The 15792-nt window shown below is 68.6% G+C and carries 13 protein-coding genes and 1 pseudogene; 11 read left to right on the forward strand and 3 right to left on the reverse strand.

The window, feature by feature from the left end; genetic code table 11:
• Positions 1 to 3: 3 nt before the first annotated feature.
• From ilvN to serA, 4 genes and pseudogenes are all read left to right on the forward strand, one after another.
• Positions 4 to 507 (forward strand): annotated as a pseudogene (gene ilvN / locus ACIBL3_RS27715) (acetolactate synthase small subunit); the annotation flags it as partial.
• Between the two features lie 183 nt (positions 508 to 690).
• On the forward strand, positions 691 to 1710 hold the full coding sequence (gene ilvC, locus ACIBL3_RS27720) for a ketol-acid reductoisomerase (protein ID WP_396356593.1): 1020 nt from the start codon (positions 691 to 693) through the stop codon (positions 1708 to 1710).
• A 104-nt stretch (positions 1711 to 1814) separates the two neighbouring features.
• Positions 1815 to 3014 (forward strand): serine protease, encoded by a 1200-nt coding sequence (locus ACIBL3_RS27725; RefSeq protein ID WP_396356527.1) that lies wholly within the window; start codon positions 1815 to 1817, stop codon positions 3012 to 3014.
• A 116-nt stretch (positions 3015 to 3130) separates the two neighbouring features.
• Positions 3131 to 4729, forward strand: a complete 1599-nt coding sequence (gene serA, locus ACIBL3_RS27730) for a phosphoglycerate dehydrogenase (RefSeq protein ID WP_396356528.1) — start codon at positions 3131 to 3133, stop codon at positions 4727 to 4729.
• A gap of 100 nt (positions 4730 to 4829) precedes the next feature.
• Here the strand turns inward: serA and ACIBL3_RS27735 are convergent, their stop codons facing one another.
• Positions 4830 to 5396, reverse strand: coding sequence for an O-methyltransferase (locus ACIBL3_RS27735; RefSeq protein WP_396356529.1), 567 nt, complete (start codon positions 5394 to 5396; stop codon positions 4830 to 4832).
• Between the two features lie 171 nt (positions 5397 to 5567).
• Between ACIBL3_RS27735 and ACIBL3_RS27740 the strand changes: the two genes are divergently transcribed.
• The 7 genes from ACIBL3_RS27740 to ACIBL3_RS27770 all read left to right on the forward strand — a co-directional run bounded on the left by ACIBL3_RS27740 (position 5568) and on the right by ACIBL3_RS27770 (position 11765).
• A complete protein-coding gene (locus ACIBL3_RS27740; RefSeq protein WP_396356530.1) occupies positions 5568 to 5729 on the forward strand; it encodes a hypothetical protein in 162 nt (53 codons plus the stop codon).
• Positions 5726 to 6775 carry a 3-isopropylmalate dehydrogenase gene (locus ACIBL3_RS27745; protein ID WP_396356532.1) on the forward strand — a complete coding sequence of 350 codons (1050 nt, stop codon included), beginning with the start codon at positions 5726 to 5728 and terminating at the stop codon, positions 6773 to 6775. Before ACIBL3_RS27740 ends, ACIBL3_RS27745 begins: the two co-directional genes overlap by 4 nt.
• Before the next feature lie 39 nt (positions 6776 to 6814).
• Positions 6815 to 7906: a branched-chain amino acid aminotransferase gene (locus ACIBL3_RS27750; protein WP_396356533.1), complete on the forward strand. Its 1092-nt coding sequence runs from the start codon at positions 6815 to 6817 to the stop codon at positions 7904 to 7906.
• Between the two features lie 124 nt (positions 7907 to 8030).
• The gene (locus ACIBL3_RS27755; RefSeq protein WP_396356534.1) at positions 8031 to 8429 is read left to right on the forward strand and encodes a hypothetical protein; all 399 of its coding nucleotides are present in this window, start codon (positions 8031 to 8033) and stop codon (positions 8427 to 8429) included.
• Positions 8430 to 8659: 230 nt separating this feature from the next.
• On the forward strand, positions 8660 to 10249 hold the full coding sequence (cimA, locus tag ACIBL3_RS27760; protein ID WP_396356535.1) for a citramalate synthase: 1590 nt from the start codon (positions 8660 to 8662) through the stop codon (positions 10247 to 10249).
• Complete coding sequence (locus ACIBL3_RS27765) at positions 10246 to 10485, forward strand: hypothetical protein (RefSeq protein WP_396356536.1); 240 nt, start codon at positions 10246 to 10248, stop codon at positions 10483 to 10485. Before cimA ends, ACIBL3_RS27765 begins: the two co-directional genes overlap by 4 nt.
• Positions 10486 to 10559: 74 nt before the next feature.
• Positions 10560 to 11765, forward strand: coding sequence for an alginate lyase family protein (locus tag ACIBL3_RS27770; protein WP_396356537.1), 1206 nt, complete (start codon positions 10560 to 10562; stop codon positions 11763 to 11765).
• Positions 11766 to 11808: 43 nt separating this feature from the next.
• Here ACIBL3_RS27770 and ACIBL3_RS27775 read toward each other — a convergent pair whose 3' ends face one another.
• Together ACIBL3_RS27775 and ACIBL3_RS27780 are read right to left on the reverse strand one after the other, a co-directional pair.
• Complete coding sequence (locus ACIBL3_RS27775) at positions 11809 to 12888, reverse strand: ribonucleotide-diphosphate reductase subunit beta (RefSeq protein WP_396356538.1); 1080 nt, start codon at positions 12886 to 12888, stop codon at positions 11809 to 11811.
• Positions 12870 to 15668 carry a ribonucleoside-diphosphate reductase subunit alpha gene (locus ACIBL3_RS27780; protein ID WP_396356539.1) on the reverse strand — a complete coding sequence of 933 codons (2799 nt, stop codon included), beginning with the start codon at positions 15666 to 15668 and terminating at the stop codon, positions 12870 to 12872. Before ACIBL3_RS27780 ends, ACIBL3_RS27775 begins: the two co-directional genes overlap by 19 nt.
• Between the last annotated feature and the right edge of the window lie 124 nt (positions 15669 to 15792).

A 15792-nucleotide genomic window follows, 5' to 3' on the forward strand; every position in this document is an offset into this window, starting at 1 on the left:
GCGATGAGCAAGCACACATTGTCGATCCTGGTCGAGAACAAGCACGGTGTGCTGGCCCGGGTCGCGGCGCTGATCTCGCGCCGTGGGTTCAACATCGACTCGCTCGCGGTCGGCCCGACCGAGCACCCGGAAGTGTCCCGGATGACCATCGCGGTCAGCGTGGACGAGCAGCCGTTGGAGCAGATCACCAAGCAGCTGAACAAGCTGGTGAACGTGATCAAGATCGTCGAGCTCGAGCCCAGCCAGACGGTTCAGCGCGAACTGCTGCTGGTGAAGGTCAAGGCGGACACCCTGACCAGGGGACAGGTGCTGGAGACCGTCCAGCTGTTCCGTGCGAAGGTGGTGGACGTGGCGCCGGACGCGATCACGATCGAGGCGACCGGTAATCCCGACAAACTCGAGGCCATGCTCCGGGTGCTGGAACCGTTCGGCGTCCGCGAGCTGGTGCAGTCCGGCATGGTGGCGATCGGACGGGGCAGCCGCTCCATCTCCGACCGCGCCCTGCGGCCGGTCCCGGTGCCACCGCCACACGTCGCTTCGGGCACCCCGAACGTCCAGGCACAACCAGCCGGCGATCGACCGCACCCGGTTCCGGCGCCGCCGCCGGGCCGATCCGTGGCCCGGCACAGCTGAGTCGCAGCGCCGTACCGAATTCACTACAGAGGAGAAGAGCCCAAAGTGGCAGCTGAAATGTTCTACGACGACAATGCCGACCTGTCGGTGATCCAGGGCCGCCACGTGGCCGTACTCGGCTACGGCAGCCAGGGCCACGCCCACGCGCTGTCGCTGCGCGACTCCGGCGTCGACGTCCGGGTCGGCCTGCCCGAGGGTTCCAAGAGCCGTGCCAAGGCCGAGGCCCAGGGCCTGCGCGTGGTCACCCCGGCCGAGGCCTGCGAGGAGGCCGACGTGATCGTCGTCCTCGCGCCGGACCCGGCCCAGCGCAAGCTCTACACCGAGGCGATCGAGCCGAACCTGGTCGACGGCGACGCGCTCGTCTTCGGTCACGGCTTCAACATCCGGTTCGGCTACATCAAGCCGCCGGCCGGTGTGGACGTGTTCATGGTCGCCCCGAAGGGCCCGGGCCACCTGGTCCGCCGCGAGTTCTCCGAGGGTCGCGGCGTACCCGTGCTGGTCGCGGTCGAGCAGGACGCCGGCGGCAAGGCGTGGGACCTGGCGCTGTCGTACGCCAAGGGCATCGGCGGCCTGCGGGCCGGCGGTATCAAGACCACCTTCACCGAGGAGACCGAGACCGACCTGTTCGGTGAGCAGGCCGTCCTCTGCGGTGGCGTGTCGGCGCTGATCCAGGCCGGCTTCGAGACGCTGACCGAGGCCGGCTACCAGCCGGAGGTCGCGTACTTCGAGTGCCTGCACGAGCTCAAGCTGATCGTCGACCTGATCTACGAAGGCGGCATCGCCAAGCAGCGCTGGTCGGTCTCCGACACCGCCGAGTACGGCGACTACGTGTCCGGCCCGCGGATCATCGACGCGTCGGTGAAGGCCCGGATGAAGGAGGTGCTCGCGGACATCACCGACGGCACCTTCGCCGCCCGGTTCATCGCCGACCAGGATGCCGGCGCGCCGGAGTTCGCCGAGTTCCGCAAGCAGAGCGAGTCGCACCCGATCGAGGCCGTGGGCAAGGAACTGCGCGGCCTGATGGCGTGGGTGAAGTCGCACGACGAGGACTACGTCGAGGGCACCGCCGCCCGCTGACGCGCAAGAAGCAGAGGTCCGGGGCACCCAGGTGGGTGGCCCGGACCTCTGCTTTTGGCACAATCAGTGACGAGCCTGATGTGGGTGGGGGGAGGTGACCGGTGGTGGAGGACGGCAGAGAGTTGCCGCGGCCGCCTCGGCGGGTCCCTGCGGGCGCGCCGCCGCTCACCCAGCTCCAGGTCAGCACGCCGCGGGCGCCGCAGCCGCCACCGCGCCAGCCGTGGAAGTTCGGCCGGTTCCTGGCCGGTTTCGTCATCGTGCTGCTGATCCTCGGCGCCGGCGCGAGTGCCGGCTGGTACGTCCGCGCCGAAAGCCTGCGCCTCGACACCGAGCAGGTTCTTGAGTCGGTCAAGTCCGGCGTCGTCCGCGTCCTGGCCACGACCTGCGAGGGCACCGGCGAGGCAACCGGCGTACTGATCGATGACAAGCATGTCCTGACCGCGGCGTCCGCGCTCAGGCAGCCGCTGTCGATCGCGATCGTGACCGAGGACGGCCGGGTCCGCCGGGCCAACCAACTCGGCACCAGCGCGGACGGCGTCGCCGTACTGCGGCTGATGACCCGACTGGACACCGAGCCGGTCCCACTCGCGACTTCGAACCCGGACCCCAAGGCCGAGCGCGCCCTCCTCGGCTACACCGCCGCCGGCCAGCTGACCTCGCGATCAGTCGGTACGACGGAACAGCCACAGGCCCTCAGCTCGGTCCTGAACACGGCCAAACTAGGCGGCCCCGTCGTCGACAAGTCCGGCGAGGTGGTCGGCCTGGTCACCGGCGACACCCTCACCACCAGCACGATCGTCCCCCTCGACAAACTGCAGGGCTACGTCGCGAAGAGGCCCGTAGGTCTCACCGCCGAACCGCCAGGGACCTGCGACCGATCGCGTGGCCCGCAGAACGCGATGCTGCCGGAGCTGCTGGTCGCGGCGACGCCACTTGCGTTGGAGTCACAGAAGGCGCTCGGCAACTACCTGACCCTGGAGAACAAGCACGACTTCGCCGCCTTGCAGCAGCAGGTGTACTCGAAAGCGATGACCCGTGGCTACTCGGAGAAGAGAGACCGCGACAACCACGAGACGTCGTACTTCTTCGACGCCAAGATCAGCGAGGTGACCCGGTTCGACGACGACGGCGCGAACGTCCGGATGACCTTCAACATCCTGTTCTCGCCGAACGCCCGGGGTGCGAAGGGCGGGACCTGCAATCAGCTGGACCTGCGCTACCAGCTCGTCCGGGAGCGCGGCCAGCTCCGCCTGCTCGGACCCGCCCAGACGGCTGGCCAGACGCGGAGCTGCGACACCGACTGACCGGATCCTGGGTGCGCAGGCGTGTGGTTGGGGCGACTTGGTACCATCGGTGACAGCGGGCACAGCGCGGTGCTCTGATCAACGAGCCCCTACCGCTTCTGCAGGAGACTTCTCCCATGACTGACGTAACCCGGCCCGTCGTCCTGATCGCCGAAGAGCTCAGCCCGGCCACCGTCGAGGCCCTCGGTCCCGACTTCGAGATCCGGCACGCCAACGGCGCCGACCGCGCCGAGCTGATCCCGGCCATCGCCGACGTCGACGCCATCCTGATCCGCAGCGCCACCAAGGTGGACGCCGAGGCGCTGGCCGCGGCCAAGCGGCTCAAGGTCGTCGCCCGGGCCGGTGTCGGCCTCGACAACGTGGACGTGAAGGCCGCCACCCAGGCGGGCGTGATGGTGGTCAACGCGCCGACCTCCAACATCGTCTCCGCCGCCGAGCTCGCGGTCGCGCTGCTGCTGGCCGCCGCGCGCCGGGTCCCGGCCGCCGACCAGTCGCTGAAGGCCGGCGAGTGGAAGCGCAGCAAGTACTCCGGGGTCGAGCTGTTCGAGAAGACCGTCGGCATCGTCGGCCTGGGCAAGATCGGCGTCCTGGTCGCGCAGCGGCTGGCCGCCTTCGGCATGAACGTGATCGCCTACGACCCGTACGTGCAGGCCGGCCGGGCCGCGCAGATGGGGGTCCGGCTGGCGACGCTGGACGAGCTGCTGTCGGTCAGCGACTTCATCTCGGTGCACCTGCCGAAGACCCCGGAGACGATCGGCCTGATCGGCGACGAGGAACTGCACAAGGTCAAGCCCGAGGTCATCATCGTGAACGCGGCCCGCGGCGGCATCGTCGACGAGCAGGCGCTGCACAGCGCGCTCAAGGAGGGCCGGGTGGCCGCCGCCGGTCTCGACGTGTTCGCGACCGAGCCGTGCACCGACTCGCCGCTGTTCGAGTTCGACAACGTGGTCGCCACCCCGCACCTGGGCGCGTCCACCGACGAGGCGCAGGAGAAGGCCGGGATCGCGGTCGCGAAGTCGGTCCGGCTGGCGCTGTCGGGTGAGCTGGTCCCGGACGCGGTCAACGTCCAGGGCGGCGTGATCGCAGAAGACGTCCGGCCCGGCATCGCGCTGACCGAGAAGCTCGGCCGCATCTTCACCGCGCTGGCCGGCGGCGTCGCGCAGCAGCTCGACGTCGAGGTCCGCGGCGAGATCACCCAGTACGACGTGAAGGTGCTCGAGCTGGCCGCGCTGAAGGGCGTGTTCGCCGATGTGGTCGAGGACAACGTCTCGTACGTGAACGCGCCGCTGCTGGCCGCCGAGCGTGGCCTCGAGGTCCGGCTCGTCACCGACCACGACAGCCCGGAGCACCGCAACCTGATCACCCTGCGCGGCACCCTCGCCGACGGCGTGCAGGTCTCGGTCAGCGGCACGCTGGTCGGCGTCCGGCAGTCCGAGCGGCTGGTCGAGATCGACGGCTTCGACGTCGAGATCGAGCTGTCGGCGCACCTGGCCTTCCTCACCTACGAGGACCGGCCGGGCATCGTCGGCCAGATCGGCCGCATCCTCGGCGACGCGGACGTGAACATCGCCGGCATGCAGGTCAGCCGGGATCGCAAGGGCGGCAAGGCGCTGGTTGCGCTCGCCGTCGACTCCGCGATCCCGAGCGCCGTCCTGGACGACATCGCCACCGCCGTCCAGGCCGACACCGCCCGGACCGTGGACCTGGACGACTGATTCAAAAGAACGACTGCTTTACTAGGAGGTAGTCAGCCGCCCGCAGGCGCATGGCGGCTGATCAGGGCCCGAGTCCAATGACTCGGGCCCGCCTTCATTCTCAGCGGCGGGTCGCCAGCAGGACGGCGGCGTCCGGAGCGACCATCACCTCGACGGTGGTGAACCGCTGGTCCATCAGCCACTCCTGGCGCAGCGTGTCCACGCGGCCCTCGTACATCGGCGGCCACACGGCGGACGGCGTGAAGTCGTCGAGTACGACGAACCCGCCGGGCTCGACCACGTCCGCGATGATGTCGCGGGCGCCGATCTTCGCCTCGCGGGCGTCCACGAACAGCAGGGCGAACGGGCCACGCTCGAGGAGTGCGGTCCAGTCGGCCGAGACGACCTCGATCAGCTCGTCGTCGGCGAACAGCTCCGCCACCGCCTGCGCCAGCTGCGGATCGCTCTCCGCGGTGACGATCCTCGTCTGGTCGCCGACACCGCTGCGCAGCCAGGCTGAGCCGACGCCGCAGCCGGTCCCGAGCTCGCCGACGATGCCGGTCTTCGACGCTGCCAAAGTGGCGAGCAGCCGGCCGGTCTCGTTCCTGGTCGAGCTGACGAATCCACGCCGTCCGGAAAGGCTGAGGGCCGCCGACACCAGCCGCGGCAGTTCTGGAGGAGCACTCACCGGGTGAGAGTCGCACAGCATCGGTCCAGTCATTGCACCGACATCTCACATTCCGGGACAAGCTGCCCGCATAGTGGCGATTTAGTCGGACGTCAGAGTAAATTCGACGGCATCATGCCGCCCGCGACCGTCGGTTAGCTCCGGCGGTTGACGCGACCCTCGGAGTGCAGCATGTACGACATGTACCCAGCCAACTGGCCCGCGATCGACGGGCGGGAGCGCAAGGCGGCCAGGCGCCGCCGACCGGCCCGCCGTACCGTCGACTCCGCACCCGAGGTCAAGGCTGCTCAAGAAGCCATCAACCGCGTCTACAACGGAGAACCGAAGAAGTGACCGATCAGAAGACCTTCAGGCTGGCCGTCGTTCCCGGTGACGGGATCGGACCCGAGGTGACGACCGAGGCGCTGAAGGTGCTCGACGCGGTCGCCGCGCAGCACGGCGTGACGTTCGAGCGAACCGAGTACGACCTCGGCGCCCGGCGCTGGCACGCCACCGGCGAGACGCTGCCGGACGCCGAACTGGAGGCGATCCGCACCCACGACGCGATCCTGCTCGGCGCGATCGGCGACCCGACGGTGCCGTCCGGCGTCCTGGAGCGGAACCTGCTGCTGAAGCTGCGGTTCACCCTGGACCACTACGTCAACCTGCGCCCGTCCAAGATCTACCCGTCCGTCGGCTCCCCGCTGGCGAACCCGGGTGAGGTCGACTTCGTCGTCGTCCGCGAGGGCACCGAAGGCCCGTACACCGGCAACGGCGGCGCGCTCCGTGTCGGCACGCCGGCCGAGATCGCGACCGAGGTGTCGGTCAACACGGCGTACGGCGTCGAGCGGGTCGTCCGGGACGCGTTCGCCCGGGCCCAGGCGCGGCCGCGTAAGAAGCTCACGCTGGTGCACAAGAACAACGTGCTCGTGTACGCCGGCCACCTGTGGAAGCGGACCGTGGACGCGGTGGCGGCGGAGTTCCCGGAGATCGCGGTGGACTACCTGCACGTGGACGCGGCGACCATCTTCCTGGTCACCGACCCGGCCCGGTTCGACGTGATCGTCACCGACAACCTGTTCGGCGACATCATCACCGACCTGGCCGCCGCGATCAGCGGTGGCATCGGGCTGGCCGCGAGCGCCAACATCAACCCGGACCGGACCGCGCCGAGCATGTTCGAGCCGGTGCACGGCTCCGCTCCGGACATCGCCGGCCAGCAGAAGGCGGACCCGACCGCCGCGATCCTGTCCGCCGCGCTGCTGTGCGACCACCTCGGCCTGACCGAGGCCGCCGCGGCGATCGAGGCCGCCGTCACGGCCGACATCGAGGAGCGCACCGGAGCTGCCCGGACGACCGCCGAGATCGGCGACGCGATCGCCAAGCGGGCAGCAGGCTGAGGCTCGCATGACCACCTGCGCTAGAGGTACGGTGCGCTCATGAGCGCCGATCTGCAGTTCACCGTTGAGCCAACCACCCATGCGGCCAGCGACGACCAGCGCAGCGCGATCCTGGCGAACCCGGGATTCGGGCAACACTTCTCCGACCACATGGCGATCGCCACCTGGGACAAGGAGAACGGCTGGCACGACGCGAGGATCACCGCCTTCGGACCGCTGGAGCTGTCTCCGGCGACCGCGGTGTTCCACTACGCCCAGACCATCTTCGAAGGGATGAAGGCCTACCGGCATCCCGACGACTCGATCCACCTGTTCCGCCCCGAGGCCAACGCGGCCCGGTTCGCGCGGTCCGCGCACCGGCTCGCGCTCCCGGAGCTGCCCGAGGCGGCGTTCCTGGACTCGCTGCGCAAGCTGGTCGAGCTCGACCGGGCCTGGGTGCCCGGTGGTGGTGAGACGTCGCTCTACCTGCGGCCGTTCATGTTCGGCTCGGACCCGTTCCTCGGCGTCCGGCCGTCGGCCCAGGTCACCTACTGCGTGATCGCCTCGCCGGCCGGCTCGTACTTCGCGAACGGCGTCAAGCCGGTCCGGATCTGGCTGAGCGAGGAGTACACCCGGGCCGCCCCCGGCGGCACCGGCGCGGCCAAGACGGGCGGCAACTACGCGTCGTCACTGCTCGCCCAGGCCGAGGCCATCGAGCAGGGCTGCGACCAGGTCGCCTTCCTGGACGCGGTGGAGAAGAAGTGGGTCGAGGAGCTCGGCGGGATGAACCTGTACTTCGTCCTCGACGACAACTCCGTGGTCACCCCGGAGCTGTCCGGCACCATCCTCGAGGGCGTCACCCGGGACTCGATCCTGAAGCTGGTCACGGATCTCGGCCACCACGTCACCGAGCGCCGGATCTCGATCGACGAGTGGCGTGACGGCGCCGCCTCGGGCAAGATCCGCGAGGTCTTCGCCTGCGGCACGGCAGCGGTGATCACGCCGGTCGCGTCGCTGAAGTGGAAGGACGGCGAGGTGCAGGTGGCCGACGGCAACGGTGGCCCGACCACCGCCGCGGTCCGCAGCGCCCTCCTCGACGTCCAGTACGGCCGCGCCGCCGACCCCCACGGCTGGATGACCCGCGTCTGCTGATCCCTGCTTGTCTTGGCGACCCGCTCCTGGTTTCAGGAGCGGGTCTTTTCACAGCATCTTTCAGGGTCTGGGTCGTGGACTGGTGGTCGCTCTTCGTGGTCGGGGTTGGATAGGGTCGGGGCCCATGAGCAGCTTCCCGGACGACGTCGAGGCCTACTACGCGGAGCTCGCCGAGCGGCGCGGCTGGTCGCCCGAGACGGCGGCCGCGATCCGGTCCACCGTGCAGCTGATCCGGGATCTCGACCGCGGCACCGCCCCACGGACGTACGGCGCGCTCGCCGACGACAACGGCACCGACTGGCTGTACGAGGCGGTCTGGCACGAGCGTGAGTGGGTAGTGGTCCGCCAGCTCGGCGCCGCCGAGGACGGCACGCTCACCCGGTACTGGTGGCAGCGCCTCGAGGACGATGAGGGCATGCTCACAGACCAGGCCCTCGACCGCGACGAATGGGGCCTCCGCGCGCTCACCCGCGAGGACTTCTACACCGCCTGGGACGACCCGGGCTGGTCCCTCACCGCCTGATTCCTGAACTCTGGCGTACTCCGCAGTACTGAATGTTCGTGATTCGAGACGCTGCCGCCACCTGGCGGACATGTTGTGGCAGACTGCCGAATGTCATGAAGAACTGCCGGGGCATTATTCCCTAGGCGCGCTCAGCAAGCTGTACCTGAGCGCGCAGACCTCTCGCACCTTGCGGGAGGTTTTTTGTTTGCCCCCAACAGTCCAGCCGCGACCCCTCCGGAAGGCCGACCATGAGCATCTCGGACGAGTTCCACGTCTACGACACGACTCTGCGCGACGGCGCTCAGCAGGAGGGGCTGGCGCTGTCCGTGGCCGACAAGATCGCGATCGCGCAGCACCTGGACGACTTGGGGGTGGGGTTCATCGAGGGCGGCTGGCCGGGCGCGGTGCCGAAGGACACCGAGTTCTTCGAGCGCGCCCGTACCGAGCTGCACCTGCGCAACGCGACCTTCGCCGCCTTCGGTGCGACCCGCAAGCCCGAGTCCGTCGCGGCCGACGACCCGCAGGTCGCCGCGCTGCGTGACTCCGGCGCCCCGGTCGTCACACTCGTTGCCAAGAGCCACGATGCGCACGTCGAGCGCGCCTTGCGGACGACGCTCGACGAGAACCTCCGGATGGTCGCCGACACCGTGACGCATTTGCGGGACAACGGCCAGCGGGTCTTCCTCGACACCGAGCACTTCTTCGACGGCTACCGCGCCAACCGGGCCTACGCGCTCGAAGTAGTCCGAGTAGCGGCCGAGGCCGGCGCCGACGTGGTCGCGCTCTGCGACACCAACGGCGGGACGCTGCCTCGGGAGCTCCAGGACATCGTCCGCGACGTCCTCGAATCCACCGGCGCCCGGCTCGGCATCCACTGTCACAACGACGCCGGCTGCGCGGTGGCGAACTCGATCGCCGCCGTCGAAGCCGGCGTCACGCACGTCCAGGGCACGATCAACGGGTACGGCGAACGCACCGGCAACGCCGACCTGCTCGCGATCGTCGCCAACCTCGAGCTGAAGCGGGAGTTGGAGCTGCTCCCGCCCGGCAAGCTGGCCGAGTCGTTCCGGATCGCGCACGCGATCGCCGAAGTGACGAACGTGCCGCCGTCGACCCGGCAGCCGTACGTCGGTGTGTCCGCCTTCGCCCACAAGGCAGGGCTGCACGCCAGCGCCATCAAGGTGGATCCCGACCTCTACCAGCACACGGATCCCGCCCTGGTCGGCAACGACATGCGGATGCTCGTCTCGGAGATGGCCGGCCGGGCGAGTGTCGAGCTGAAGGGCCGCGAGCTCGGGTTCGACCTCGGCAACGACCGCGACCTGGTCAGCCGGGTGACCGAGCGGGTCAAGGAGATGGAGGCCCGCGGGTACACCTTCGAGGCCGCCGACGCGTCGTTCGAGCTGCTGCTCACCGAGGAGGTCACCGGTCAGCGAGCCAGCTTCTTCGACGTCGAGTCGTGGCGGGTGATCACCGAGTCGCGCGCCGACGGCGAGGCGGTGTCGGAGTCGACCGTGAAGCTGGTCGCCGGCGGCGAGCGGGAGATCGTCACCGGTGAGGGCAACGGCCCGGTGAACGCGCTCGACCACGCGCTGCGGACGGCGATCGAGCGCGCGTACCCGGTCGTGAACAAGTTCGAGCTCGTCGACTACAAGGTGCGCATCCTCGACCAGGGCCACGGGACGGACGCGGTGATCAGAGTCCTCATCGAGACCGCGGACGGCGAAGGCTCCTGGGTGACGGTCGGCGTCGGCCACAACATCGTCGAGGCGTCCTGGGAGGCCCTCGTCGACGGATTCACCTACGGTCTCCTGCGCCACAAGGAGGTCGCCCGGTGACTGTCCTGGCCGCACAGCAAACGCAGACCGTCTTCACCGCGACCGTCGTCGAGACGGGCGGTCTGCTCGCGCGCATCGCCGTACTCCTGAACCCGTACGACGTCCGCGAGCTCTCCCTCTCCCTCGACGACGGCCTGCTCCGGATCGTCGTCGAAGGCAACGGCTTCGACGCCAACCGCGTCGCCGCCCGCCTCGAAAAGATCATCGGCATCCTGGACGTCGACGTCACCGGGTGAATTAGGTCAGAAAGGTTTACTAATACCCGAGTCGTGGGTAGCTTCCTGTCGCCAACCGCCCACAGGAGGCAGTCATGACCCGTCTGCACCGCCCACTCCTCGTCACCCTGATCACCACATCGGTCGCCGCAGCCGCCCTCGTCGTACCGGCCGGTCGTGGTACCGCCGCACCACCACCAGAACCGCAACCGGCCGCGTTCACGCATCCCGGCGTGCTGGTCGACAAGGCTCAACTCGACTTCGCCCGGCAGCAGGTGCTGGCGGGTGCTCCGCCGCAGAAGGCGGCGTATGACGCGATGAGGGCGAGCACCTACGCCGCCTTGTCGTATACGCCGAAGCCGCGCGCCATCGTCGAGTGTGGCTCGAACTCGAACCCCAACAACGGCTGCTCCGACGAGCGCAATGACGCTCTCGCGGCGTACACGCACGCGTTGCAGTGGTACATCACCCGCGACGTCCAGTACGCCCGCAAGGCGATCGAAATCATGGACGCCTGGTCCGCGGTGCTGCAGGACCACACCAACTCGAACGCCCCGCTCCAGACCGGTTGGTCCGGCGCCTCGTTCTCCCGCGCCGGTGAGCTGATCAAGCACACGTACGGCGGCCCGTGGGCCCAGCGTGGCCGGTTCGAGCGGATGTTGCGCGACGTGTACCTGCCCGAGATCCGCGACGGTGCCGGGTGCAAGAACGGCAACTGGGAGCTGATCATGATGGACGCGGCGATCGGGATCGCCGTCTTCCTGGACGACCGGCCGGCGTTCGACAACGCGATCCAGATCTGGCGCGGGCGGGTGCCCGGGTACATCTACCAGAAGAGCGACGGCCCGTTGCCGAAGGCGCCGTCCACCTGCTCGTCGAAGGACACCCGCGAGGAGATCGTCGCCTACTGGCAGGGGCAGTCGACATTCACGGACGGGCTCGCGCAGGAGACCTGTCGCGACTTCGGCCACACCGGCTGGGGCCTCACCGCCGCAACCCACGTCGCCGAGACGGCGTGGCACCAGGGCGTCAACCTGTACGGCGAAGTCAACAAGCGACTCACCGACGGGTACTACTTCCACACCCGCCTGGAGACCGGCACCCCACCGCCGTCAAACCTCTGCGGCGGAACGGTGAAGCTGGGCCTGGGCGCAGTCACCGAGATCGTCTACAACCATTACCACAACCGCCTCGGCCAGCAGCTGCCCACAACCTTGCGCTACACCGAGTCCAAACGCCCCGCCGGCGCCAACTACTTCTTTGCGTGGGAGACGTTGACGCACGCCAACAACCCCCGCTGACCAGGATCCCCCGAGCCTTGGTGGGCTCGGGGGATCGCAGCGGTCAGTCCCAGGTCAGGCCGCTGGAGGATTGGTACTCGATCACGCGGGTTTCGAAGAAGTTCTTCTCCTTCTTCAGGTCCATCACCTCCGACATCCAGCCGAAGGGGTTTCGGGTCTCGCCGAAGATAGGGGACAGGCCGATCTGCTCGGCGCGGCGGTCGGTGATGAAGTGCATGTACTGCTCGCACAGCTCCGCGGTCAGCCCGAGCATCCCGTTCGGCATCGTCGCGCGCCCGTACGCCACCTCGAGCTCACACGCCTCGGTCAGCATCTGCCGCACCTCGGCCTGGAACGCTGACGTCCACAGGCGCGGGTTCTCCTGCTTGATCTGGTTGATGCAGTCGATGCCGAAGTTCAGGTGGATCGACTCGTCGCGCAAGATGTACTGGTACTGCTCGGCGATCCCGACCATCTTGTTCCGCCGGCCCAGCGACAGGATCTGCGCGAACCCGGTGTAGAACCACATCCCCTCGAACACCACGTAGAACGCGATCAGGTCCCGCAGGAACGCGGTGTCGGCTTCCGGCGTCCCGGTGCGGAAGTCCGGATCCTCCAGGTGCTGGGTGTACTTCAGCGCCCACGCGTCCTTGTCCGAGATCGACGGCACCTCCCGGTACATGTTGAACAACTCGCCCTCGTCCAGGCCGAGCGACGTACAGATGTACTGGAACGTGTGCGTGTGCACGCCTTCCTCGAACGCCTGGCGCAGCAGGTACTGCCGGCACTCGGGGTTGGTCAGCTGCCGGTAGACGGCCAGCACGATGTTGTTCGCGACCAGCGACTCCGCGGTGGCGAAGAAGCCGAGGTTGCGCTTCAGCATCAGCCGCTCGTCGTCGGTCAGGCCGTCGCGCGCCCCCGGTGGACGTCGCCAGAGTGCGATGTCGGCCTGCATGGACACCTCGGTCGGCATCCAGTGGTTGTTGCACCCGGCAAGGTACTTCTCCCAGGCCCACCGGTACTTCAACGGCAGCAGTTGGTTCACGTCCGCCCGTGCGTTGATCATCGCCTTGTCGTCGACGTGCACCCGGTCCGCGCCCACCGAGATCTCGCCCAATCCGGTGGTCACTGGCACGCCTCGCATTCCGGGTCGTCGATGGCGCACACGGCAACAGGTACGGCGTTCAGCCGCCCGTCGGTGCCTTGCAGAGTGGACTTCTCCACGTGAGTCGCTGACTGGGAACGCAGGTAATAAGTCGTCTTGAGGCCATGACGCCATGCCGACCGATAGAGCTCGTCCAGCGCCCGGCCGGACGGCGCGGCCATGTAGAGGTTGAGCGACTGCGCCTGGTCGATCCACTTCTGCCGCCGCGACGCCGCCTGCACCAGCCACCGCGGCTCGATCTCGAACGCGGTCGCGTACAGCTCGCGCAGGTCGGCCGGGATCCGCTCGATCCCGGCCAGGATGCCGTCGTGGTACTTCAGGTCCGACACCATCACCTGGTCCCACAGCCCGCGCGCCTTCAGGTCGGCGACCAGGTACGGGTTGGCCACCGTGAACTCGCCGGACATGTTCGACTTCACGAACAGGTTGCTGTACGCCGGCTCGATCGACTGGCTCACCCCGCAGATGTTGGAGATCGTCGCGGTCGGCGCGATCGCCATCACGTTGGAGTTGCGCATCCCGTCCCGCAGCACCTTCGCCCGGAGCGCGTTCCAGTCGAGGTGTTTGCTCTCGTCAACGATCACGTCACCGTCGCGGGCGCTCCGCAGCAGCGCGATCGAGTCGATCGGCAGCACCCCCTGACTCCAGAGCGAACCGTCGTACGTTGAGTAGCGGCCGCGCTCGGCGGCGAGGTCGCTGGAGGCCTCGATCGCGTGGTAGCTGATCTGCTCCATCGAGGTGTCGGCGAAGGCGACGGCGGCGTCGGAGGAGTACGGAATCCGCAGCCGGAACAGCGCGTCGGCGAACCCCATCAGGCCGAGGCCGACCGGGCGGTGCCGCTGGTTCGCGCGCTCGGACTCCGGCGTGGTGTAGAAGTTCACGTCGATGACGTTGTCGAGCATCCGGACCGCGGTCTTCACCGTGTCGCGCAGCAGGTCGGCGTCGAGCCCGTCGCCGGCGAGATGCGCGACCAGGTTGACCGAACCGAGGTTGCAGACCGCGGTCTCGTCGACGGTGGTGTTGAGGGTGATCTCGGTGCACAGGTTCGACGAGTGGACCACGCCGTCGTGCTGCTGCGGCGACCGCACGTTGCAGGCGTCCTTGAAGGTGATCCACGGGTGCCCGGTTTCGAAGAGCACGGTCAGCATCCGGCGCCACAGCTCGACCGCCCGGACCCGGCGGAACACCTTGATCTCGCCACGGTCCGCCGCTTCCTCGTATCCGCGGTACGCCGCGGCGAACGCAGCGCCGTACAGATCATGGAGGTCGGGCACCTCGTCGGGGGAGAACAGCGTCCACTGGCCGTCCGCCTCGACGCGCTGCATGAACAGGTCAGGCACCCAGTTCGCCGTGTTCATGTCGTGGGTCCGGCGGCGCTCGTCGCCGGTGTTCTTGCGCAGGTCGAGGAACTCCTCGAGATCGATGTGCCAGGTCTCCAGGTAGGCACACACCGCGCCTTTGCGCTTCCCGCCCTGGTTGACCGCGACTGCGGTGTCGTTGGCGATCTTCAGGAACGGTACGACGCCCTGCGACTCACCGTTGGTCCCGCGGATCTTGGCCCCGATGCCGCGAACCGGGGTCCAGTCGTTGCCGAGGCCGCCGGAGTACTTGGCGAGCAGGGCGTTGTTGCGGATCTTGGTGAAGATGCCGCCCAGGTCGTCTTGGACCGTGGTGAGGAAGCAGGATGAGAGCTGCGGCCGGGTCGTGCCGGAGTTGAACAGCGTCGGCGTGGACGACATGAACCGGAACGAGCTGAGCAGCTCGTAGAACTCGATCGCCCGCCCCTCCCGGTCGTCCTCGCGCAGCGCCATCCCCATCGCGACCCGCAGGAAGAAGGCCTGCGGCAGCTCGTACCGGACTTTGTCGATGTGCAGCAGGTAGCGGTCGTAGAGGGTCTGCAGGCCGAGGAACGCGAAGTCCAGATCCCGCTCGGGCTTGATCGCGGCCGCGAGCCTGGTCAGGTCGAAGCTCGCGAGCTCCGGGTCGAGCTGACCCGCCTCGATCCCGGTCCGGACGTACTCGGGGAAGTACGCCGGGTACGCCGTGGTCATGTCGGCCTGGCTCGCCTGCCGCGGCTCACCGTGGACCCGGCCGAGCGTCTCGCGGCGGATCTGGTCCAGCAGTAGGCGGGAGGCGGCGAAGCTGTACTGCGGCTCGGTCTCGACGTACGACCGGGCGGCCATCACCAGCGCGAGCTCGACCTCGTGCTGGGCGATGCCGTCGTAGCAGGAGCCGAGCGTCTCGTCGAGGATCAGCTGGGCATCGACCGAGTCGAGGCCGTCGGCAGCCTCGGCGACGATCACGCGCAGCCGGTCGAGGTCGAGCGGCGCCACGCTGCCGTCGGCGGCTCGCACGGTGATGGCCGGCTTCTCGGTGACGCCGGACGGGTCGGCAGGCGTGCGAGCGCGGGTGCGCTCCTCTCGGTAGAGGACGTAGGCGCGGGCGACCTGGTGCTCGCCGGCGCGCATCAGCGCCAGCTCGACCTGGTCCTGGACATCCTCGACCTGGACCGTACGGCGGATGTCGCCACGGCTGGTGAGCGCGTCGACGACCCGGCCGGTCAGGTCGGTCACCAGGTCGCGGACCCGGTGCGTGGCGCCCGCGTCGGTGCCCTCGACGGCGAGGAACGCCTTGGTCATGGCGATAGCGATCTTGGACTGGTCGAACGGCGTACTGCTGCCGTCGCGACGCACGACGGTCAGCTCGACCGACCGGGTCGGCTGGTCAGCCGTCGGTCGTGATGCGGAAGTGAGGGTCACAGAAGCTCTTTCCACGCGAGTTCGGAGGGCCTGGACTCGCGGGCGGGGAGCATGACGGGACAGGCAGCACCGGCCGGGACTGCGCCTGTCACGCCCTGCGACCCGCCCTCGAGGTCTCGGACCG

Origin of the sequence: Kribbella sp. NPDC050124 (assembly GCF_044460355.1) — a bacterium.
Taxonomy (GTDB): Bacteria; Actinomycetota; Actinomycetes; order Propionibacteriales; family Kribbellaceae; genus Kribbella.